Genomic DNA, 21015 nt, shown 5'->3' on the forward strand with positions numbered 1-21015 from the left:
CCTTTCTGTGTACCCTTATGACGCCTTGCGATGCGGCGCGGAGTTGCGGCTTGACCTGCCCTTCAGCTTCTTCAGCAGCGGCCCGAGCAGCGAGCGCTTCGGCTTCTTGACCTCGCCGCGGCCGGCGAGGCGGTTCGCCATGTTCTGGAACAGCTCGGTGGTGCGGTGGCTCTTGGAGACCTCCGCGATCATCTGGCCGTTATTGGCCGCGGTCGAGAACAGTTTCGAATCGAACGGGATCACCGCGATCGGCTGGCTTTCCATGGTCTTGGCGAACGATTTGACGTCGATCTCCGCGCGCTTGTGCATGCCGACCTGGTTGATGCAGTACAGCGGCGGCCGGTCGTTCGGTCGCGCCGCCTTCAGCACGCTCAGCATGTTCTTGGTGTTGCGCAAATTGGCAAGATCCGGCTCGGCCACGATGAGGATGTCGTCGGCGTTCACCAGCGCGCGCCGGGTCCAGCCGGACCATTGGTGGGGGACGTCGAGCACGATGCAGGGCGTGGTCATGCGCAGCGTGTCGAACACGGCGTCGAAAGCTTCGGCGCCGAAATCATAGACGCGGTCGAGCGTGGCGGGCGCTGCGAGCAGGCTGAGGCGCTCGGTGCATTTGGAGAGCAGGCGCTCCATCAGCGCGGTGTCCGGCCGGTCCTGCGACAGCACCGCATTGGCGATGCCCTGCACCGGGTCCTGGTTGTAGTCGAGGCCCGCGGTGCCGAAGGCGAGGTCGAGGTCGATCACGACGGAATCGAGCGCGAGGTCACGCGCGATGGTCCAGGCCAGATTGTGCGCGACGGTGGAAGCGCCGACGCCGCCCTTGGCGCCGACCACCGCGATAACGCGGCCGGTGATGATGGCCTCGGAGGCCGAGAACAGGCTGCAGATCGAGCGGACGACGTCGAGGGTTTCGACCGGTCCCACCACATAATCGTTGACGCCGCGGCGCACCAGCTCGCGATAGGGCGCGGTGTCGTTGGGATTGCCGATCACGACCACGCGGGTGCCGGGGTCGCAGACGCCGGCGAGGTCGTCGAGTCCCTCGAGGATGTCGCGGGTGCCGTCGGATTCGATCACGATCACGTTCGGCGTGGGCATCGTTTCATAGACTTCGATCGCCGCGGCAAGGCCGCCGTCCTTGGCGGTGAGGTGCGCCTTGGCCAGCCGGCGGTCCTGCCCCGCCGCAGTCACCGCGGCGAGCGTCTTCTCGGTTTCGCAAAAGGCCTGCACCGAGATGCGGGGAACCGGCGCAATGTGTTCCTCGGGGTGCTGCGGATCGTCCGCTTCTTCGTCGTGGATAACGGTCATTTGCCTGTGTCGCTGAGCTTGGCCTTGTCGGATTCAGAATTGGGAGTCGAGATCGCAGTGCCCTTGCGATAGCGGTCAAAGGCGATGTCGCGCCGCGCGGTATAGGCCGGCGTCTCGGATCGCGGCTGCTCGAGGTCGGCCGGATTGTCGATCATCGCGGCGAGATTGCGCTGGCTGGCGCAGCCGAGATTGAAGTAGGGGCGGTTTTCGTTGTAGCCGGGATCGAGGATCGAGGGGCCGAGGTCTTCCGGCCACAGCCCGCAGGGGCCGGCCACCGCGGCCATCTTCGAATAGCTCAGGCGGATGGTGGGCAGCAGCCCGGGATCTTCGGGACGATAGGGATGCTGGACGATGGCACGCGACGGCACGCCGCCGGATGCGAGCACGGAACGGATTTCCTGATAGGTCGCGGCCGCCGCGCGCGAATTCGCGCTGTCGACGGGAACGTCGACGACGACGGAGCCGGTGCCCTCGCGCACCCAGTCCCGGGCGATGCCCGCGACGTCCGAATGCTGCGGGGGCGACAGGCCACCCCTCGCCTTGCCGACGAAGATCACGATCGACTTCTTGCCTTCCTGCACCGCGATCGGGTGGCGCTGGCGATAGTCGGTCGGCACCGTCTGGGTGACGATCTCGCCGGTGGTGTTGCAGGCGCCCAGCATGACGGAGAGCCCCGTCAGTGCCAGCGCGATCTGCAGCTTGCGACGTCGATCGGCTGATGTTGTCGTCATCGCCTCATCCCCTCTTGCCCGAATCCTGCCCGTTCCCCAGCCGTCCGTTCGCCTCAGTCGATGATGAAGCCGAAATCGCCCGGCGTGCCGGCGATCGGGTCGACACGGCGCGCGACGCCATAGAGGCGGTTCATGCGGCCAAGCAGTGCGGTCTGCGCATCCGAGGCCGGTGCGAAGCCGTCGTCGGGCCGCGCCAATTCCTTCTGGGCGACCGCGCGCACCACGTAGGGCGTCACGATCACCATCAGTTCGGTCTCGTTGTTGACGAAGTCCTGGCTGCGGAACAGTGCGCCGATGATGGGCACCTGGTCGATGCCGGGAAGGCCGTTGATCGCCTGCTTGGTCTGCTGCTGGATCAGGCCGGCCATCGCCATCGAGCCGCCGGAGGGAATCTCCAGCGTCGTCTCGGCGCGGCGGGTCTGGATCGAGGGGATGGTGATCGAGTTGCTCGAGGTCGAGGACACCGCCTGCGTCAAGGTGATCGAATTCGTATTCGACAACTCCGAGACCTCGGTCATCACGCGCAGGCTGATGCGGCCTTCGCTGAGCACGACCGGGGTGAAGTTCAGCGAGATGCCGAACTTCTTGTAGGTGATCTGGGTGGTACAGACGTGGGTGACGGGATCGCAGGAATAGCCTGCTGGAATCGGGAATTCGCCGCCGGCGATGAAGGTGGCGGATTCGCCCGAGATCGCGGTCAGGCTCGGTTCGGCGAGCGTGCGCATGACGCCGGCGCTTTCCATCGCGCGCATGGTGGCGCTGACGGTGGCGATGCCCTTGGTGACGCCGGAGACGCCGAGCCCGTTGCTGCCGACGATCGGCCCGCCCGAGACCGAGAACGGGTTGGAATTGTTGAAATTCACCACCGCGGTGCCGGCGTTCAGGCTGGCGCTGAGATCGACGCCGAGCTGCTTGACGATGTCGCGGCGCACTTCTCCGACGACGACCTTGAGCATCACTTGGTCGCGGCCTCGCACGACGATGTTGTTGACGACCTTGTCCGAACCGCCGACCAGCTTTGCGGCGACGTCGCCGGCCTGCTGGGCCTCGACCGGGCTCGACACCGATCCGGTCAGCATCACGCTGTCGCCGACGCCTTCGATCTGAACGCCTGGCAGCGACTGGCGCAAGGCCGCGCGCATGCCGTTGAGATCGCGCTTCACTGCGATGTCATAGGCGGCGACCTGCTGGCCGTCGGCGGTGAAGAACACGACGTTGGTCTGGCCGACCTGACCGCCGATGATATAGGCGCGCTGGGCCGAGCGGATGACTGCATTGGCGATCTTGGGATCAGCCACCAGCACGTCCTTGACCTCGCGCGGCAGGTCGATGACGACGGATTTGCCGACGCCGAGCGAGAGAAAACGCGTCCTCGTCGGCGCGATCGTCGCAACCGACGACACGCCGAGATCCGGTGCCTGCATCGGCGCCTGGTCGCCGACCGGCGCATCCCCCGCACTGACGAGGTCTGGGGCCGCGAGCAGCCCCAGCATCAGCATCGTCCCCGTCCAGAACGAGCGCGTGCGCTTCCCCCGAAGGCGCAGGCCCGTCCGATCATCCCCGTAGTTCATGCGATTCCCACCATCACTTCTGTGACGTCAATTGCCGTGCCTGCACCCCGTAACGGATCACGTTCACGCCGCCCGCACGCTTGATCCCCTGGTCCTCAGGTGTGCCGTCCACTGCGTTGGCATCGACGATGCTCCGCAGCGCGAGCTGGAGCGTGCCGCCCTGGCGCGCGGCTGCGAGGACTGCGACCTGGTCGGGCCGGAGCTCGAGCGTCACGGTCTTGCCGACGACGGCGTTCTGGCCGTCCTTCTCCTTCGGCGCCTGATCGATCGCGAGCACGCGGATATTGGTCAGGATGACCTCGGACAGGACGAGGTCGTTGCCGCCGGTCGGACCATTGTTGTTGTTGCCGCCGTCGGCGTTCTTCAGGCGGCGGGTCAGGACGATGTCGACGCGGTCATTCGGAAGGATGAAGCCGCCGGCGGCGGTCTCGGCTGAAATCTCGGTGGAAACGGCGCGCATCCCGGCGGGCAGGATCGCGGCCATGAAGCCGGAGCCGTCGGCCTTGACCAGCTTCTGCTCGCGGATCGGCTCGCCCTGCATCAGCGGGACGCGGGCGATCGAGCCGGCGATCTGGGTCTGCGCCTCGGGCCTGCTGTCGCGGCGGATGAAGGCGCTGCTCGCGGTTGCCGCAGGCCAGGCCTGCCATTGCAGGTCCTCGGGCTTCACGGCCTGCCCGAGCCCGATGTCGGACTTGGCGACGAGGACCTCGACGGTCGGCAGCTTCTCGGCGGCAGGCAGGACCGGCGCGGGCTTGTTGTCGAAGCCGCTCGCCAGATAGGCCGCGACGCCGCCGGCGCCCAGCGCGATGACGAGAACGACGATACGTGCGGTGTTCATACGCTTTTACTCATACGCGGGGCACTCGAACCGCACGTGGCGGGTTCCCCAACGTCGATGAGTAGGTTGTAAAAGTATAAGGGGTGTTGCGAGGCCGAACGCGACGGCCAGCCACGATGCTGGTTCTCGGCAGATGGTGAACGAGGCGTTATTCGGTCGGCCAGCGGCCCCGTAGATTCACGCAGTGCGGCACGTTCGTTCGAATGACACGCACGGCATCATGGTGAATGGGCGGTTAGCGATGAGGGTGTTTGCGTGCCGCCGGGATCGCAGCTGCGCTCCACCACGCCCGGCGTTCGCCGGGGCGACGTTGAGGAGAGTTCGCGCTCTCCTCAACGCAGTCATTGCAGAGTGCTACTACTTTCTCTTCTGCTCGATGACGTCCCAGACTTTCGCCGCGACGTCTGGCCCGCCGAGGCGCGCGATGGCGCGGATGCCGGTGGGCGAGGTCACGTTGATCTCGGTGAGGTTGCCGTTGATGACGTCGATGCCGACGAACAGCAGGCCGCGCTCGCGCAGCGCCGGGCCGACGGTGGCGCAGATCTCGCGCTCACGCGGGGTGAGTTCGGTCTCCTGCGCCGCGCCGCCGCGCACCATGTTGGAGCGGAGGTCGTCGGCGGCCGGCACGCGGTTGACCGCGCCGGCGAACTCGCCGTTGACCAGGATGATGCGCTTGTCGCCGTGCCTCACCTCGGGGATGAATTGCTGGATCACCCAGGGCTCCCGGAACGTCACCGAGAACATGTCGTACAGCGAGCCGAAATTCATGTCCTGCGGCATCACGCGGAACACTGCCGCGCCGCCATGGCCGTGCAGCGGCTTCATGACGACGGCACCGTGCTTGTCGCGGAAGGCGTTGATCTCGTCCAGGTCGCGCGAGATCAGGGTCGGCGGCATCAGCTGCGGAAAGTTCATCACGAACAGCTTTTCCGGCGCGTTGCGCACCGAGGCGGGATCGTTGACCACAAGCGTCTTCGGATGGATGCGCTCCAGAAGATGCGTCGAGGTGATGTAGGCGAGGTCGAACGGCGGGTCCTGGCGCAGCAGAACCACGTCAAAGCCGTTCAGCGCCTCGCGCCTGGGTTCACCGAGCGTGAAGTGATTGCCGGGCTCGTCGCGCACGGTCAGGAGCTGAACGGGCGCCACGATCTCCTCGCCGACCATCGAGAGCTTGTCGGGCGTGTAATAGGACAGGCCATGGCCGCGCTTCTGCGCCTCCAGCAGCAGCGCAAAAGTGGAATCGCCCTTGATGTTGATGCGGGCGATGGGGTCCATCTGGACGGCGACGTTCAGTTTCATGGTCTGCCTTTCAGGTCGAGGCGTCGAATGCCGCCAACACATGGCGCGGAAGTCGCTTCGGCGCAATCAGCATGGCGTCGAATCGCAATTCGAATTCGGCATGCTCGGGATGCGCGACGAGCCAGCCTTGCGCGGCATTGATGATGCGCTGCTGCTGGCGCGGCGTCACGGCGAAGGCGGCGTCATCCAGCGTGGCGCGCGCCTTGACCTCGACGAAGGCGATCAGATTGCGGCGGCGCGCCACGATGTCGATCTCGCCATGCGGGGTGCGGTAGCGCTTGGCGAGGATGCGGTAGCCCTTGGCCATCAGATAGGCGGCTGCGCGACTCTCTGCGGAGATGCCGGTATGGAACGCGGCGACGCGCTCGGGCGAGGCGACCTTCGGTTCCGCCGGGACCTCAGTCTTCGCCATCGCCGCCCCTCAGGTCTTTGGCGAGCTCGAGCGCGCGGGCATAGACCTCGCGTCGCGGCCGGCCCGAGAGTGCGACCGCGTGCGCCACGGCATCCTTGACGCTGTGCGCGGCAAGCTGCTCGCGCAACAGATCGTCCAGCGCATCCGATGTCAGCATCTCGGCATCGGCCGCCGGCGGAGCGATCACCAGAACGAACTCGCCGCGCGTCTCCAGCGTATCGGCTTCGCGCGCCAGCTGGCTCAACGGTGCGCGCGAGATCTCCTCGTGCAGCTTGGTCAGCTCGCGGCAGATCGCGGCCTCGCGCGTACCCATGATCTCGGCGAGCTCTGCGAGTGTGTCCTGCACGCGGTTGCCGGAGTCGAACATCACCAGCGTGGCGTCGATGCGCGCAAGCTCCGTCAAGCGCGCCTTTCGCGCGGCTGACTTCGCCGGCAGGAAGCCTTCGAAAAAGAAACGGTCGGTCGGTAGTGCCGCGACCGACAGCGCCGCCAGCACCGAGGACGGGCCGGGCAGGGCATACACCGCATGGCCGGCGGCGCAGACCTCGCGCACCAGCTTGAAGCCGGGATCGGAGATCAGCGGCGTGCCGGCATCCGAGACCAGTGCAATCGAGCCACCCTGCCCCAGCGCCTCCAGGATTTTCGGACGCGCGGCTTCCGCATTGTGCTCGTGATATTGTTTGAGCTGCGCCGCGATGGCGTAGCGCTCGGTCAGGCGCCGCGTGATGCGGGTGTCCTCGCAGGCGATGACGTCGACGCCGGCGAGGGTCTGGAGCGCCCGCACTGTGATGTCGCCGAGATTGCCGATGGGGGTTGCGACCAGATGCAGGCCCGGTGCCGCCTTCGGCGCCGCAAGGCGATGGGCATCGATGGAGAAACCGCGCGAGGCGGCGTCTTGAGCTTCAGGCGTATTTATCGGGGCCGGCTTTGCGCGCATAATGAAGTCAACTTAGGCACGATCCGCAGGGCTGGGAACCGGCTCGCCGAAAAAGATCGTGCCGAGGTGAGGGGCGAGGAACGGACGGGAATGTGATCGATTCAGGATCAAGTCGAGAGGCAGTGAGGGCTCTCGCGCCATATTCGCGACCGAAACACCGCCTTGATGCTGAATGAGCGAGGGCAAACAGCTGCTGGAACAGGAAAGCGGCCGCGTTAAGCGGCTATTATCCTTTTGTTTCGGTTAACTATTTGCCGACAATATGCCTGAATCCGCGGCTTGTGTCGTGGAAAGAATACCGTGACCGGCCGGCGCCGGCGGGTCAGAAGAGAAGCTGCATGGTGGGCCCGCGTTATCCAAAATCTCCCGTTCCGGGGCCCCTGATGTCAGGGGCGACCCGCCGGAGCGCGCTCGGCCTGCTGCTCGGCGCGCCCCTGCTGTCGGCCTGTGCCGGCGTGCAGCAGAGCCTGAGCCAGTTCTCCAGCCCGTTCTCGAGCTCGACGCCGCCGGCTCAGCCGGCAGGTCCCCCGCAACAGGCAACGACCGCGGGCACCGGCGGCGTGAAGGTCGCCGTGATCCTGCCACTCTCGGCCGCGGGTAATGCCGGCCTTGCCGCGCAATCCATGCGCAACGCCGCCGAGATGGCGCTGGCCGAGTTCCAGAACCCGAACATCCAGCTGCTGATCAAGGACGACAATGGCAGCCCGCAAGGCGCGCAGGCTGCCGCGCAGCAGGCTGTCGACGAAGGCGCCGAGATCATTCTGGGACCGCTGTTCGCGCAATCGGTGCCGGCGGTGGCGCAAGTCGCACGCACGCGCGGCATATCGGTGATCGCGTTCTCGACCGATTCCAGCATCGCCGGCCGCGGCGTCTATCTGCTTTCCTTCCTGCCGGAGTCCGACGTCAACCGCATCGTCGAATATTCCGCCAGCGTCGGAAAGCGCTCCGTCGCCGTGCTGGTCCCCGACAATGCCTATGGCAACGTCGTCGAGGCCGCGGTGAAGGCGGCCGTGCCGCGGCGTGGCGGACGCATCGTCGCCTTCGAGAAATACGGCGCCGATCGCGCCACTCCGGCGCGCACCGTGGCGCAGCAGCTCGGCAGCGCCGATGCGCTGTTCATCGCCGATGACGGCGATGCCGTGGTGTCGGTCGCCGATGCGATGACGGCGGCGGGCGCCAACTTGCGCAACATCCAGCTGCTCGGCACCGGCCTGTGGGACAATCCCCGCGTCTATGCCAATGCCAGCCTGCAAGGCGGCCTCTACGCCGCGCCAGATCCGGCCGGTTTTCGCGCGTTCTCCGGCCGCTACCGTACCAAATATGGCGCGGAGCCGATCCGCACCGCGACGCTGGCCTATGATGCGGTCGCCCTCGTCGCCGCGCTGGCGCGTACGCAAGGCACCACGCGCTTCTCGTCTGACGTGCTCACCAATCCGTCGGGATTCGCCGGCATCGACGGCCTGTTCCGCTTCCGCGCCGACGGCACCAATGAGCGGGGGCTCGCGGTGATGAAGGTGACGCAAGGTGGCGGCGTCGCGGTCGCCGGCTCGCCGAAGAGTTTTGGGGCGTAGTTCGACGACGGCATCTCGTTACGCCGCGAGATCCGCGACCACCGCATCGAGCACCGGAAATCCACTGCTCGTCACGCGCAGGCGGCCCGTCGCATCGACCGTGATCGCGCCCTCCTCGCGCAGCAGCGCGATACGCTTGGGGTCGAGCGGGCGGCCGGAGAGAGCTTTGTAACGCTCGGGGTCGATGCCCTCGGCTAAACGCAATCCCATCAGCAGGAATTCGTCGGCGCGCTCTTCGCTGTTGAGGAGATCGTCGGTGACGACACCATGGCCGTTGGTCTCGACCCGCATCAACCAGGCCTCGGGACGCTTCTCGGTGGCGATGGCATGCCTGATGCCGTCGATGTCGAGCCGGCCGTGGGCGCCCGGGCCGATGCCGGCATATTCCTCGCCGCGCCAGTAAACCAGATTGTGCCGGCACTCGGCGCCGCGCCGCGCGTGATTGGAGATCTCGTAGGCGGGCAGACCAAGCTTGTCGCAAGTCTCCTGCGTGACGTCGTAGAGCGCGCGCGCGACCGCTTCGTCCGGCGTCTTCAGCTTGCCGGCCTGGTGCAGGCCGAAAAACGGCGTGCCTTCCTCGATCGTCAATTGATAGAGCGACAGATGCTCGGCGGCTTCATCGATGGCGAGGCGCAATTCATCGGCCCACATCGCCGGCGTCTGGTCGGGGCGGGCGTAGATCAGGTCGAACGAATAGCGGTCGAACGAGCGGCGCGCGATGGCGACGGCGTCGAGCGCCTCGCGCGCGCTGTGCATGCGGCCAAGCGCCTTCAGCGAGGCATCGTCGAGCGCCTGCACGCCGAGCGAGACACGGTTGACGCCGGCTGCGCGATAGCCGGCAAAGCGCGTGGCTTCGACGCTGGTCGGATTCGCCTCAAGCGTCACTTCGACGTCGCCGGCGACGGTCCAGTGCTTGCCGATGGCATCGAGCACCGCGCCGACGGTTGCCGGCTGCATCAGCGACGGTGTGCCGCCGCCGAGAAAGATCGAGGTGACCTCACGGCCCGGCGAGCGCTGCGCGGTCGTTTCGATCTCGCGTGCGAAGGCGGAAGCGAAGCGCGCCTCGTCGATCGCGGCGTGGCGGACGTGGCTGTTGAAGTCGCAATAGGGGCACTTCGACAGGCAGAACGGCCAGTGCACGTAGACGCCGAAGGCTTCGGATTCTTGTTGTGACGCGTTTTCCTGGCGCGAACCGGTATCCACTTCGCTCGATAACGCTCTAGCGCGGCTCAAGGCAGATCTCCGCCAGTTTCACGAAGGCGCGGGCGCGATGCGACAGGCCGAGGCCGAGCGGCGGCAGGCCGTGCTTCTCGATGCTTTCCATCTCGCCGAAGGTGCGGCTGTGGCCGTCGGGCAAGAACATGGGGTCATAGCCGAAGCCGGCGGTGCCGCGCGGCGGCCAGACCAGCGTGCCGTCGACGCGCGCCTCGACCTCTTCGAGATGATCGTCGGGCCAGGCGACGCAGAGCGCGGAGACGAAGTGGGCCTTGCGCTTGTCCGGTGTGGTCGCGCCGCGCTCCTGCAACAGGCGCTCGATCTGCGCCATCGCCGCGTTGAAATCCTTGATCGGACCGGCCCAGCGTGCGCTGTAGATTCCGGGTGCGCCGTCGAGCGTGTCGACTACGATGCCGGAATCGTCGGCAAACGCGGGAAGCCTGGTCGCCTGCGCCGCCGCGATCGCCTTGATCGCGGCATTGCTGCGGAAATCGTTGCCGGTCTCGTCGGGCTCGTCCAGGCCGAGTTCACCCGCGGACACCGCCTCGATGCCGTAAGGCGCCAAAAGCTCGCGCATCTCGGCGAGCTTGCCGGGATTGTGGGTGGCGATGACCAGCTTTCCGGTGATTCGGCGGTGCATGAGCTTATTGACTACGCGACAGCCAGTTTCTGCAAGTCCACCAGACGCGCGATGCCCTTCTGGGCCAGCGCCATCAGTGCCAGGAACTCGTCCTGCGTGAACGGTTCGCGTTCCGCGGTGCCTTGCACCTCGATGATGCGGCCATCGCCGGTCATGACGAAATTGGCGTCGGTCTGGGCTTCCGAATCCTCGGCGTAGTCGAGATCGAGCACCGGCGTGCCGTTGTAGATGCCGCAGGAGATCGCAGCGACGTTGTCGCGCATCACGTTGGCCTTGATCATGTTGCGCGCCTTCATCCAGCTGATGCAATCGGCGAGCGCGACCCAGGCGCCGGTGATCGAGGCCGTGCGCGTGCCGCCGTCGGCCTGGAGCACGTCGCAATCGACCGTAATCTGACGCTCGCCGAGCGCTTCGAGATTGACGATGGTGCGAAGCGAGCGGCCGATCAGGCGCTGGATCTCGACGGTGCGGCCGCTCTGCTTGCCGGCGGCGGCCTCGCGGCGCGTTCGTTCGGAGGTCGCGCGCGGCAGCATGCCGTACTCGGCGGTGACCCAGCCGCGGCCCTGGCCCTTCAGCCACGGCGGCAGGCGATCTTCCAGCGTGGCGGTCACCAGCACATGGGTGTCGCCGAATTTCACCAGGCAGGAGCCTTCCGCATATTTGACCACGCCGCGCTCCAGCGTCACGGGGCGCAATTCGTCGGGCGCACGGCGGCTTGGCCGCATGGGAAATCCTCCAAAACTCGTCGGTGTAGGGCTGTTCGCGGTGCTTGTAGGTGGGGTGAGGGTATGCGGCAAGGGGAAAGGACAAGGCTTTTTCACCCTCCGGTTCTCCGCCCTGCAATCGCGACGCTTGTCAGAACCCTCCCGGATGGACAGATTACATGCGTCTGACAGGAGTTACCGTCTGTGGCCCATCACGATCCGATCCATCTGATCGCGCCGCGCGCGGGCCTCGCCCAGCTCAACGAGCGTTCCCGCGACATCTTTCGTCAAATTGTCGAAAGTTATCTCGCGACCGGTGAACCCGTGGGCTCGCGCAATATCTCGCGCCTGATCGCCATGCCGCTGTCGCCGGCCTCGGTCCGCAACGTCATGGCCGATCTGGAACAGCTAGGCCTGATCTATGCGCCCCACACCTCCGCCGGCAGGCTGCCGACGGAACTCGGCCTGCGCTTCTTCGTCGATGCCCTGATGCAGGTCGGCGACCTCAACGAGGCCGAGCGGCAATCGATTCAGAGCCAGCTCACCTCCGTCGGCCAGGCGCACTCGGTCGAGGCGGCGCTGGACCAGGCGCTGACGCGGCTGTCGGGCCTGACCCGCGCTGCCGCGGTGGTGCTGACGCCGAAATCCAATGCGCGGCTGAAGCACATCGAATTCGTCCGGCTGGAACCGGAAAAGGCGCTGGTGATTCTGGTCGGCGAGGACGGCCAGGTCGAAAACCGCGTGCTGTCGCTGCCCCCCGGAGTTCCCTCCTCGGCGATCACCGAGGCCGGCAATTTCCTCAATGCGCGCATCCGCGGCCGGACCCTGGCCGAGGCCCGGCTCGAGCTCGAGACGGCGCTTGGAGAGGCCCGCGCCGAGCTCGATCAGCTGGCACAGAAGGTGATTTCCGCCGGAATCGCCAGCTGGTCCGGCGGCGAGACCGAGGACCGCCAGCTTATCGTCCGCGGCCACGCCAATCTGCTCGAAGATCTGCATGCGCTGGAGGATCTGGAGCGGGTTCGGCTCTTGTTCGACGATCTCGAGACCAAGCGCGGCGTGATCGACCTGTTGGGGCGCGCCGAGACCGCCGAGGGCGTGCGCATCTTCATCGGCAGCGAGAACAAGCTGTTTTCGCTGTCGGGGTCCTCCACCATCATCTCGCCCTATCGGGATGCCGCCGGCCATATCGTGGGCGTTTTGGGTGTAATCGGGCCGACGCGGCTGAATTATGCCCGCGTGATCCCGACCGTGGACTACGCCGCCCGCATCGTCAGTCGCCTGCTGGGAGGCTGACCGGCGTTTGATCCGTTCACGGGCGCTTGATTTTCGGCGCCCGAAGCACGATATCCGGGCCAGAAAAAGTCCCACGCGACTTCAAAACCAGACCAATTCGAGAAATGAGCCGATGACCGATCGAGACCGGCAACCCGAAGACACGACTGCTGCGACCGGCGAGCCCGTGGTGTCGAAACCCTACATCATGCCCGACGATCCCGAGCCCGGCTCGGTCGAAACGTTGCAGAAGGAAGCCGCCGAGGCGCGCGACCGCATGCTGCGGACGCTGGCCGAGATGGAGAATTTGCGCAAGCGCACCACCAAGGAAGTCGCCGACGCCCGCCTCTACGGCATCACCGGCTTTGCCCGCGACGTTCTCGACATTGCCGACAATCTCCAGCGCGCGCTCGATGCCGTTCCACCCGAGGCCCGCGCCACGGCCGATCCCGGCCTGACCGCGCTGATCGAGGGTGTCGAGCTCACCGAGCGTTCGCTGCTCAACGCGCTGGAAAAGCACGGCGTGAAGAAGCTGGATCCGCAGGGCCAGAAGTTCGACCCGAACTTCCACCAGGCGATGTACGAAGTGCCTGATGCGTCGGTGCCGTCAGGAACCGTCGTGCAGGTCATGCAGGCCGGCTACACGATCGGCGAGCGCGTGCTTCGCCCGGCCCTGGTCGGCGTCGCCAAGGGCGGCGCGAAGCCCGCGCCGGCCGCCAACACCAATGAGCCGAACAGCGCGGCGAACTGATCGATCCTCATGGTGAGGAGGCGCATTAGCGCCGTCTCGAACCATGCAGGCCAGGCTGCCGTATCGGGGCCTTCATCCTTCGAGACGCGCGCGAAGAAGCGCGCTCCTCAGGATGAGGGTCTTGCAGTTTCGCGCCGATTACGTGCTCACCGCGATATCCGCAGACTGAATCCGCTTCACGCCGGCCTTGGCCATATCGGCCCAGGCTTTGGCGAGCGATCCCTGATTGTCGATGCCGCGGCAGGCGTCTTCCACCACATAGACCTCGAAGCCCGCCTTGCGCGCGTCGAGCGCGGTCCAGGCGACGCAGAAATCCGTCGCGAGGCCCGCGACGAAGACGCGCTTGATCTTGCGGCTCTTGAGATAGCCGGCAAGGCCCGTCGAGGTCTTGCCGTCGGCTTCGAGAAAGGCCGAATAGCTGTCGACGTCCTTGTGAAAGCCCTTGCGGATGATCAGCTCGGCGTGCGGGATCGCGAGGTCCTTCGACAGCGAAGCGCCGTCGGTGCCCTGCACGCAATGGTCGGGCCACAGCACCTGCTTGCCGTAGGGAAGGTCGACGGTCTCGAACGGCTTCTTGCCGGAATGCACTGACGCAAACGAGATATGGCCCGGCGTGTGCCAGTCCTGCGTCATCACCACGTTGGCAAACGCCTTCGAGATCTTGTTGATGACGGGCACCACCTGCTCGCCCTCTTTCACCGCGAGGCTGCCGCCGGGCAGGAAGCAGTTCTGCACGTCGATCACGAGCAGCGCGGATGCATCGTCCGGCTTGATCGATGCCGCTGCAAAGAGTGCCGTTGGCGCGAGAGTCGCAAGCGCCGTCGTTCCAAGCATTGCGAGGATCTGCCGTCGATCCAGCATCGTTTGCCTCCCTTCAGGGTGATCCAACGGGAGCGAAGCCTAGTTCCGTTCGTACACGAACAGAAGCGCGAAAATGCGGCCGGCATTGGTGAGGGGTTGGCCTGACAAGCCCACAGCACCGTCATCCCGGGGCGCGCAAAGCGCGAGCCCGGGATCCATAACCACAGGGAGAAGTTTGGCGAAGACCTTTTTGCAACCGCGAGCTCACGCGGTATGGACCCCCGCTTCCGCGGGGAGACACCGAATGTGTTTCGCGCCTCAGCCCTTCGGCTGAATTCCGTCGCGCACGGCGCGGAAGCGGGTGAAGGCGGCCGGCCACTGGTCGCGCGGGGCGCTGGCGACGATGCGCAGCGAGGCGCCGCCGGTCGAGAAGCGGATCCACTGCACCACGGTGACCGGGACCTTGTCCTTGCCGCTGACGCCTTCGATCCGGGTCTCGAAACCCTGCTGGCCGTTGATGCGGATCGGCTCGGACATGGTGACGCGCGATTCGCGCACGCCGGGGATCTGCAGCGCCGCCTCCTGGGCGAAGCGGGCGCGGTCGTCGGCCTGCTGCGGCGTGGCGCCGATCACGCCGAGGATCATGAACGGCTTCGACTCATAGCCGGTACTCTCGTCGCCGTCGGCCAGGATGATGCTCGAGCCCGGCGCCAGCGTGCGGATGTCCTTGAATTCGGCGAGATCGGTGATCTTGAACGGCATCAACCCGATCTGCTCCTCTGCCGAGACCTGCTTGCGGGTGGTGGCGCTCGCGAACATCTGCCGCACCGCCTCATCCGTGTAGATCTTGGTCGCATTCTCCGGCACTTGCACCGCGACATAGCCGGAGAAGCCGGCGCCCGGCACGATCATCGAATAGCGCTTCACCGGGGTGTCGCCGGCCTTGCCGCTCTCGGTGGTGAAATAGGCGAGGCCTGCGAGTGTCTCGATCTTGTCCTGTTTGACGCCGCCTGTGCCGGCCGGATTGGAATTGAAGGCGCTCGCGACCTCGCCATAGGCCGCCGGCGGCAGCTCGGTGATCAGCACCTTGACGCTGCCGTCCTCGCTCTCGAAGCCGGGAAAGGTTTTTGCCGTGCTGAGGCCGACCAGCGGCACCATGCCGAGGCGCAAGCCGGGTGGAAACACGGCGTCGGCGGCGAGGGCCTGAAACGCGGAGGCTATCAGGAGGGCGAGCGCTGCGAGGGGACGGATCAGCTTCATGGGCACTCTGATTGGTTCACATTGAGGCCGTTCGATGGTCGGCGACCGGGCCGCTTTGTCGCGTGGAGCAGCCGTGGCGGCTGCCCGGCCGGTCCGCCTTTTACCGGGTTTGGGCTTGCGGCAACAGGGCGGGCGGGCTTGCGGTAGCCGGGGCTTGCTGACGCCTGAACCTGTTAATAATTCCTCACCCGCAAGGGCGGCGCAGCCCGGATATCATCATCCAAAACCCAATGTTTTCACGGCAGAAACCTAGCTTCGGTCCTTGCGGGCCCCTCCCCCCCTCCTATATGAGCCTCAATCTTCGCAATATCGCGGATGTTTGATCTTAGGGGGTTTCGGTCGGGTGCCTTCTGGGCCCAGCCAACCTGCCGCAAAAACAAGGATACAGGACCATGGGAAAGGTCATTGGGATCGATCTCGGCACCACGAATTCGTGCGTCGCCGTGATGGATGGCAAGAACGCCAAAGTCATCGAGAATTCCGAAGGCATGCGCACGACGCCTTCGATCGTCGCCGTGACGGACGACGGTGAGCGCCTCGTCGGCCAGCCGGCCAAGCGCCAGGCCGTTACCAATCCCGAGCGAACCTTCTTCGCGGTGAAGCGCCTCATCGGCCGCCGCTACGACGACCCGATGGTCGAGAAGGACAAGAAGCTCGTCCCCTACAAGATCGTGAAGGCTTCCAACGGCGATGCCTGGGTCGAGGCCGACGGCCAGACCTACTCGCCCTCGCAGGTCTCGGCGTTCATCCTGCAGAAGATGAAGGAGACCGCGGAAGCCCATCTCGGCCAGAAGGTCGATCAGGCCGTCATCACCGTTCCCGCCTACTTCAACGACGCCCAGCGCCAGGCGACCAAGGACGCCGGCAAGATCGCGGGCCTTGAAGTGCTGCGCATCATCAACGAGCCGACCGCGGCTGCGCTCGCCTATGGCCTCGACAAGACCAAGGCCGGCACGATCGCCGTGTACGATCTCGGCGGCGGCACGTTCGATATCTCCATTCTCGAAATCGGCGACGGCGTGTTCGAGGTGAAGTCGACCAACGGCGACACCTTCCTCGGCGGCGAAGACTTCGACATGCGTCTGGTCGGCTATCTCGCCGACGAATTCCAGAAGGAGCAGGGCATCAACCTGCGCAACGACAAGCTCGCGTTGCAGCGCCTGAAGGAAGCCGCTGAAAAGGCCAAGATCGAGCTGTCCTCGACGACGCAGACCGAGATCAACCTGCCCTTCATCACCGCGGACCAGACCGGCCCGAAGCATCTGACGATGAAGCTCACCCGCGCCAAGTTCGAAGCGCTGGTCGACGACCTCGTCCAGAAGACCGTCGAGCCCTGCCGCAAGGCGATCAAGGACGCCGGCCTCACCGCCGGTGAGATCGGCGAAGTGGTTCTGGTCGGTGGCATGTCGCGTATGCCGAAGGTCCAGGAAGTCGTGAAGCAGCTGTTCGGCAAGGAGCCGCACAAGGGCGTCAACCCGGACGAGGTCGTGGCGATCGGCGCTGCGATCCAGGCCGGCGTGCTCCAGGGCGACGTCAAGGACGTGCTGCTGCTCGACGTCACCCCGCTGTCGCTGGGCATCGAGACGCTTGGCGGCGTGTTCACCCGCATCATCGAGCGCAACACCACGATCCCGACCAAGAAGAGCCAGGTGTTCTCGACCGCCGAGGACAGCCAGAACGCGGTGACCATCCGGGTCTTCCAGGGCGAGCGTGAAATGGCGGCCGACAACAAGATGCTCGGCCAGTTCGACCTGATGGGCATTCCGCCGGCTCCGCGCGGCATGCCGCAGATCGAGGTGACTTTCGACATCGACGCCAACGGCATCGTCAACGTCTCGGCCAAGGACAAGGCCACCGGCAAGGAGCAGCAGATCCGCATCCAGGCCTCCGGCGGCCTGTCGGAAGCCGACATCGAGAAGATGGTCAAGGACGCCGAGGCCAATGCCGAGGCGGACAAGAAACGCCGCGAGGCCGTGACCGCCAAGAACGAGGCGGATGGTCTGGTGCATTCGACCGAGAAGGCTTTGGCCGAGCACGGTTCGAAGGTCGGCGAGACCGAGCGCCGCGCCATCGAGGATGCCGTCGGCGACCTCAAGGAAGCGCTGAAGGGCGACGATGCCGAGGCGATCAAGGCCAAGACCCAGACGCTGGCCCAGGCTTCGATGAAGCTCGGCGAGGCCATGTACACGCAGCAGGCCGAGGCCGATGCCAAGAGGGACGCGGCCAAGGACGACGTCGTCGATGCGGAGTTCACCGAAGTCGACGACGACAAGAACAACAAGAAGTCCGCCTGATCCCCAAGAGGGTGATGATGTGGACGGCTTGGCCCCCACACGCTCTACCGGCCTCCCCCTTCGCGGGGGAGGCCGTCGCGTCGGGACGGACGGGCGGGTCGCCCGTTACGATCGATCAGTTCCCAGCCGTTATGCTGAACGCCGCCAGGCGGCCCTCTGCCGCCAAGCAGAAGGCTGCCTATATCTTCGCGTGGCGCCGTCGTTTTGCTCCGACTTGAATCGCGATTGGATAGACCGAGTCCCACATGTCCACGTCCACCAAGCGCTGCTATTACGAAACCCTCGAAGTCGAACGCGATGCCGACGAATCCGTCCTGAAATCGTCGTTCCGCAAGCTGGCAATGAAGTTTCACCCCGACCGCAATCCCGGGGACGACACCAGCGAAGTCAAGTTCAAGGAAATCAACGAGGCCTACGAGGTCCTCAAGGACAAGGACAAGCGCGCGGCCTATGACCGCTACGGCCATGCCGCCTTCGAGCAGGGCGGCGGTGGCGCCGGCTTCGGCGCGGGCTTCGCCTCGTCCTTCTCCGACATTTTCGAAGATCTGTTCGGCATGGCCGGGCAGCGCGGTCGCGGCGGCCGCGAGCGTGGCGCCGACCTGCGCTACAACATGGAAATCACGCTCGAGGAAGCCTTCGGCGGCAAGACCGCGCAGATCGAGATTCCGGTCTCGGTCACCTGCGAGGCCTGCTCGGGCATCGGCGCCAAGGCCGGCACCAAGCCGAAGACCTGTTCGACCTGCGGCGGCGCCGGCCGCGTGCGGCAGTCACAAGGCTTCTTTACGCTGGAGCGGACCTGTCCGGGCTGCCAGGGCCGCGGCCAGATGATCGAGGATGCCTGCCCGTCCTGCTCGGGCCAGGGCCGCGTCACCCGCGAGCGGAATCTTTCGGTCAACATTCCGCCGGGTGTCGAGGACGGCACGAGGATCAGACTCGCCGGCGAGGGCGAGGCGGGGGTCCGCGGCGGCCCGCCCGGCGACCTCTACATCTTCCTGTCGCTGACCCAGCACCAGTTCTTCCAGCGCGACGGCGCCGATCTGCATTGCCGTGTCCCGATCTCGATGGTGACGGCCGCTCTCGGCGGCGAATTCGAGGTGCCGACCATCGAGAAGGGCAAGACCAAGGTGAAGGTGCCGGCCGGGACCCAGTCGAACCGCCGATTCCGCATTGCATCAAAAGGCATGCCGGTGCTGCGGTCGCGCCAGATGGGCGACATGTATGTTCAGGTCGTGGTCGAGACCCCGCAGAACCTCACCAAGAAACAGCAGGAATTGCTGGCCGAGTTCGAAAAGCTGTCCAGCGGCAACACCCAACCGGAATCCGAGGGCTTCTTCGCCAAGGTCAAGGATTTCTTCGGTAATCGGGCGAGTTGACTCGGCTTGACCGTATCGCCTTCGGCCTATACGTCTTTATGACCATTTTCTGACACGCGTTCCTGCGGTCCCGTCCGGTCCTGACATGCCATTGCCATCGTCCGCGCGTGCGTTGAAGAAGCCTCGTCTCGACGACGAGGTGCGCTTTCTCAGATCGTGGATCGAAAAGCCCCTGCACATGGGCGCGGTGATGCCGTCGGGCAAGCTGCTGGCCCGGACCATGGCCCATTACGTCGATGTCGATTCGGACGCGCCCGTGGTCGAGCTCGGACCCGGCACCGGCGCCATCACTTCGGCGCTGGTCGAGCGCGGTGTCGATCAGAAGCGTCTCGTCCTCGTCGAATACAATCCCGGCTTCTGCGCGCTGCTGCGCGACCGCTATCCGCAGGCCAAGGTGGTGCAGGGCGATGCCTATCGCCTGCGTGACACGCTGTGGAACGTCCTGAGCGCGCCGGCCTCCGCGGTCGTCTCCGGCCTGCCGCTGGTGACAAAACCGATGCTGACACGGCTGCGGCTGATCCGCGATGCCTTCACGGCGCTCGCGCCCGGCGCTCCTTTCGTTCAATTCACCTATGCGGTAGTGCCGCCGATCCCGAAATCGCTGCCCGGCGTGTCCACAGAGGCGTCGGAGCGGATCTGGATGAACCTTCCGCCCGCCCGCGTCTGGGTGTATCGCAAGGACTAATTCCGCCGGCTAACTCTCATGCGCGGCGGGCATGTATCGCCGAACGCATGGAAGCGGATGCCCGCACCCAAAATTCTGGTCATTCCCGGCTCGCTGCGCACCGGTTCGCACAATGCGAAGCTGGCGGCAGTCGCCGCCTATGAATTCGCCCGGGCCGGCGTGGACGTCACTCGCATCTCGCTCGCCGATTTTCCGCTGCCGATCTATGATGGCGATCTCCAGGCCAAGTCCGGTGTGCCCAAGCATGCGGTCAATCTCAAGCGCATGATCGGCGCGCATCATGGCGTGCTGATCGTCTCGCCGGAATACAATGCCTCGGTGCCGCCGCTGCTGAAGAACGCGATTGACTGGGTCAGCCGCGTGCAGGATCCACACGAGGCGCGCGGCGAAGTGTTCCGCAACCGGGCCTTTGCCCTTGCCGGCGCCTCGCAGAGCCGGCTCGGCGCGACCCGCGCGCTGCAGGCGCTCAGGCTGATCCTGACCTCCTGCCAAGCCAACGTGATTGCCAGCCAGCTCACGCTCGCCTTTGCCGACCAGGCCTATGACGATATGGACAGGCTCAAGAACGAGACCGATATCGCCGCGTTGAAGGAGCTGGTGGCGCAGTTGATCGACATTTCCCAACGCATGATGTGAGGTGACATGAGGCCAGCCGAGATCGCCCCCAAGGACCGCCTGATCGTCGCGCTCGATCTGCCCAGCGTCGATGCCGCGCAGGCGACCATCAATCGTCTCGGCGACAGCGTCACCTTCTACAAGATCGGCTATAGGCTCGCTTATGCCGGCGGATTGCCGCTGGTTGGCAAGCTCGCCGACAAGGGCAAGAAGGTCTTTCTCGATCTCAAGCTGCACGACATCGGCAACACCGTGATGCAGGGCGTCGAGAGCATCACCAGGCTCGGCGCCACCTTCCTCACCGTGCACGCCTATCCGCAGACCATGAAGGGCGCGGTCGAAGGCCGCGGCAATTCGAGCCTGAAGATCCTCGCCGTCACGGTGCTGACCTCCTACAACGAGGACGATCTGCATGCCGCCGGCTATCGGCTCGGTGTCTCCGAACTGGTCGAGGCGCGCGCGCAGCAGGCGCAGGTGCTTGGCATCGACGGCCTCGTCTGCTCGCCGGAAGAGGTCGGCAACCTGCGCAAGATCGTCGGCCACCAGATGAGCCTCGTCACCCCCGGTATCCGGCCGGCAGGTTCGGCGACCGGTGACCAGAAGCGCATCATGACGCCCAGCCGTGCGATCACGGCCGGCGCCGATTATCTCGTCGTTGGGCGGCCGGTGCTGGAAGCCGCCGACCCCAAGGCCGTCGCAGAGGCAATCCATGCCGAGATCGCGCAAGCGCTCGGTTGAGCA

At 65.6% G+C, this 21015-nt stretch carries 20 protein-coding genes; 8 read left to right on the top strand and 12 right to left on the bottom strand.

The annotated features are described in order from the left end of the window. Positions 1-15: 15 nt before the first annotated feature. From IVB24_RS02825 to rsmI, 7 genes are all read right to left on the bottom strand, one after another. On the bottom strand, positions 16-1305 hold the full coding sequence (locus tag IVB24_RS02825) for an AAA family ATPase (RefSeq protein WP_094976004.1): 1290 nt from the start codon (positions 1303-1305) through the stop codon (positions 16-18). Next, the gene (locus IVB24_RS02830; RefSeq protein WP_166467621.1) at positions 1302-2036 is read right to left on the bottom strand and encodes a CpaD family pilus assembly protein; all 735 of its coding nucleotides are present in this window, start codon (positions 2034-2036) and stop codon (positions 1302-1304) included. Before IVB24_RS02830 ends, IVB24_RS02825 begins: the two co-directional genes overlap by 4 nt. 53 nt (positions 2037-2089) lie before the next feature. After that, complete coding sequence (locus tag IVB24_RS02835) at positions 2090-3607, bottom strand: type II and III secretion system protein family protein (RefSeq protein WP_094976006.1); 1518 nt, start codon at positions 3605-3607, stop codon at positions 2090-2092. A gap of 13 nt (positions 3608-3620) precedes the next feature. Continuing rightward, the gene (gene cpaB / locus IVB24_RS02840; RefSeq protein ID WP_247771993.1) at positions 3621-4445 is read right to left on the bottom strand and encodes a Flp pilus assembly protein CpaB; all 825 of its coding nucleotides are present in this window, start codon (positions 4443-4445) and stop codon (positions 3621-3623) included. 357 nt (positions 4446-4802) lie between these two features. Continuing rightward, positions 4803-5744 carry a glutathione synthase gene (gene gshB, locus IVB24_RS02845; RefSeq protein ID WP_094976008.1) on the bottom strand — a complete coding sequence of 314 codons (942 nt, stop codon included), beginning with the start codon at positions 5742-5744 and terminating at the stop codon, positions 4803-4805. A gap of 10 nt (positions 5745-5754) precedes the next feature. Then, positions 5755-6156 carry a YraN family protein gene (locus tag IVB24_RS02850; RefSeq protein ID WP_247771994.1) on the bottom strand — a complete coding sequence of 134 codons (402 nt, stop codon included), beginning with the start codon at positions 6154-6156 and terminating at the stop codon, positions 5755-5757. Then, entirely contained in the window at positions 6143-7093 is a 951-nt protein-coding gene (gene rsmI / locus IVB24_RS02855) for a 16S rRNA (cytidine(1402)-2'-O)-methyltransferase (protein WP_247771995.1), read from the bottom strand. The genes IVB24_RS02850 and rsmI overlap by 14 nt, the downstream gene beginning before the upstream one ends. A 338-nt stretch (positions 7094-7431) precedes the next feature. Between rsmI and IVB24_RS02860 the strand changes: the two genes are divergently transcribed. After that, the gene (locus IVB24_RS02860; protein ID WP_181955129.1) at positions 7432-8664 is read left to right on the top strand and encodes a penicillin-binding protein activator; all 1233 of its coding nucleotides are present in this window, start codon (positions 7432-7434) and stop codon (positions 8662-8664) included. Between the two features lie 18 nt (positions 8665-8682). Here IVB24_RS02860 and hemW read toward each other — a convergent pair whose 3' ends face one another. From hemW to rph, 3 genes are read right to left on the bottom strand one after another with little or no spacing between them, the layout of a single operon-like run. After that, positions 8683-9867: a radical SAM family heme chaperone HemW gene (gene hemW / locus IVB24_RS02865; protein WP_094976012.1), complete on the bottom strand. Its 1185-nt coding sequence runs from the start codon at positions 9865-9867 to the stop codon at positions 8683-8685. A gap of 16 nt (positions 9868-9883) precedes the next feature. Next, positions 9884-10519, bottom strand: coding sequence for an RdgB/HAM1 family non-canonical purine NTP pyrophosphatase (gene rdgB / locus IVB24_RS02870; protein WP_247771996.1), 636 nt, complete (start codon positions 10517-10519; stop codon positions 9884-9886). 11 nt (positions 10520-10530) lie between these two features. After that, positions 10531-11244 carry a ribonuclease PH gene (gene rph / locus IVB24_RS02875; protein ID WP_094976014.1) on the bottom strand — a complete coding sequence of 238 codons (714 nt, stop codon included), beginning with the start codon at positions 11242-11244 and terminating at the stop codon, positions 10531-10533. 183 nt (positions 11245-11427) lie between these two features. On the opposite strand from rph, the gene hrcA reads away from it, so the two are divergent. Together hrcA and grpE are read left to right on the top strand one after the other, a co-directional pair. Continuing rightward, complete coding sequence (hrcA, locus tag IVB24_RS02880) at positions 11428-12516, top strand: heat-inducible transcriptional repressor HrcA (RefSeq protein WP_094976015.1); 1089 nt, start codon at positions 11428-11430, stop codon at positions 12514-12516. Between the two features lie 112 nt (positions 12517-12628). Then, positions 12629-13246 carry a nucleotide exchange factor GrpE gene (grpE, locus tag IVB24_RS02885; protein ID WP_094976016.1) on the top strand — a complete coding sequence of 206 codons (618 nt, stop codon included), beginning with the start codon at positions 12629-12631 and terminating at the stop codon, positions 13244-13246. Positions 13247-13384: 138 nt separating this feature from the next. Here the strand turns inward: grpE and pncA are convergent, their stop codons facing one another. Together pncA and IVB24_RS02895 are read right to left on the bottom strand one after the other, a co-directional pair. Beyond that, positions 13385-14107 carry a bifunctional nicotinamidase/pyrazinamidase gene (pncA, locus tag IVB24_RS02890; RefSeq protein WP_247771997.1) on the bottom strand — a complete coding sequence of 241 codons (723 nt, stop codon included), beginning with the start codon at positions 14105-14107 and terminating at the stop codon, positions 13385-13387. A gap of 258 nt (positions 14108-14365) precedes the next feature. Next, complete coding sequence (locus IVB24_RS02895; RefSeq protein WP_247771998.1) at positions 14366-15307, bottom strand: hypothetical protein; 942 nt, start codon at positions 15305-15307, stop codon at positions 14366-14368. A gap of 392 nt (positions 15308-15699) precedes the next feature. On the opposite strand from IVB24_RS02895, the gene dnaK reads away from it, so the two are divergent. The 5 genes from dnaK to pyrF all read left to right on the top strand — a co-directional run bounded on the left by dnaK (position 15700) and on the right by pyrF (position 21012). Next, on the top strand, positions 15700-17601 hold the full coding sequence (dnaK, locus tag IVB24_RS02900; protein ID WP_094976019.1) for a molecular chaperone DnaK: 1902 nt from the start codon (positions 15700-15702) through the stop codon (positions 17599-17601). Positions 17602-17846: 245 nt separating this feature from the next. Then, on the top strand, positions 17847-18974 hold the full coding sequence (dnaJ, locus tag IVB24_RS02905; protein WP_094976020.1) for a molecular chaperone DnaJ: 1128 nt from the start codon (positions 17847-17849) through the stop codon (positions 18972-18974). A gap of 85 nt (positions 18975-19059) precedes the next feature. Beyond that, a complete protein-coding gene (locus IVB24_RS02910) occupies positions 19060-19659 on the top strand; it encodes an rRNA adenine N-6-methyltransferase family protein (protein WP_027534962.1) in 600 nt (199 codons plus the stop codon). A 57-nt stretch (positions 19660-19716) separates the two neighbouring features. Continuing rightward, entirely contained in the window at positions 19717-20295 is a 579-nt protein-coding gene (locus IVB24_RS02915) for an NAD(P)H-dependent oxidoreductase (protein WP_140481768.1), read from the top strand. A gap of 6 nt (positions 20296-20301) precedes the next feature. Continuing rightward, complete coding sequence (gene pyrF / locus IVB24_RS02920; RefSeq protein WP_247771999.1) at positions 20302-21012, top strand: orotidine-5'-phosphate decarboxylase; 711 nt, start codon at positions 20302-20304, stop codon at positions 21010-21012. Positions 21013-21015 lie beyond the last annotated feature (3 nt).

The sequence above is a fragment of the Bradyrhizobium sp. 192 genome (assembly GCF_023100965.1).
Taxonomy (GTDB): domain Bacteria; phylum Pseudomonadota; class Alphaproteobacteria; order Rhizobiales; family Xanthobacteraceae; genus Bradyrhizobium; species Bradyrhizobium symbiodeficiens.

Coding starts and splice junctions, on each gene's coding strand:
- IVB24_RS02825 (WP_094976004.1), bottom strand. CDS start 1,305: ATGACCGTTATCCACGACGAAGAAGCGGACGATCCGCAGCACCCCGAG.
- IVB24_RS02830 (WP_166467621.1), bottom strand. CDS start 2,036: ATGACGACAACATCAGCCGATCGACGTCGCAAGCTGCAGATCGCGCTG.
- IVB24_RS02835 (WP_094976006.1), bottom strand. CDS start 3,607: ATGAACTACGGGGATGATCGGACGGGCCTGCGCCTTCGGGGGAAGCGC.
- cpaB (WP_247771993.1), bottom strand. CDS start 4,445: ATGAACACCGCACGTATCGTCGTTCTCGTCATCGCGCTGGGCGCCGGC.
- gshB (WP_094976008.1), bottom strand. CDS start 5,744: ATGAAACTGAACGTCGCCGTCCAGATGGACCCCATCGCCCGCATCAAC.
- IVB24_RS02850 (WP_247771994.1), bottom strand. CDS start 6,156: ATGGCGAAGACTGAGGTCCCGGCGGAACCGAAGGTCGCCTCGCCCGAG.
- rsmI (WP_247771995.1), bottom strand. CDS start 7,093: ATGCGCGCAAAGCCGGCCCCGATAAATACGCCTGAAGCTCAAGACGCC.
- IVB24_RS02860 (WP_181955129.1), top strand. CDS start 7,432: ATGGTGGGCCCGCGTTATCCAAAATCTCCCGTTCCGGGGCCCCTGATG.
- rdgB (WP_247771996.1), bottom strand. CDS start 10,519: ATGCACCGCCGAATCACCGGAAAGCTGGTCATCGCCACCCACAATCCC.
- rph (WP_094976014.1), bottom strand. CDS start 11,244: ATGCGGCCAAGCCGCCGTGCGCCCGACGAATTGCGCCCCGTGACGCTG.
- grpE (WP_094976016.1), top strand. CDS start 12,629: ATGACCGATCGAGACCGGCAACCCGAAGACACGACTGCTGCGACCGGC.
- pncA (WP_247771997.1), bottom strand. CDS start 14,107: ATGCTGGATCGACGGCAGATCCTCGCAATGCTTGGAACGACGGCGCTT.
- IVB24_RS02895 (WP_247771998.1), bottom strand. CDS start 15,307: ATGAAGCTGATCCGTCCCCTCGCAGCGCTCGCCCTCCTGATAGCCTCC.
- dnaK (WP_094976019.1), top strand. CDS start 15,700: ATGGGAAAGGTCATTGGGATCGATCTCGGCACCACGAATTCGTGCGTC.
- dnaJ (WP_094976020.1), top strand. CDS start 17,847: ATGTCCACGTCCACCAAGCGCTGCTATTACGAAACCCTCGAAGTCGAA.
- IVB24_RS02910 (WP_027534962.1), top strand. CDS start 19,060: ATGCCATTGCCATCGTCCGCGCGTGCGTTGAAGAAGCCTCGTCTCGAC.
- IVB24_RS02915 (WP_140481768.1), top strand. CDS start 19,717: ATGCCCGCACCCAAAATTCTGGTCATTCCCGGCTCGCTGCGCACCGGT.
- pyrF (WP_247771999.1), top strand. CDS start 20,302: ATGAGGCCAGCCGAGATCGCCCCCAAGGACCGCCTGATCGTCGCGCTC.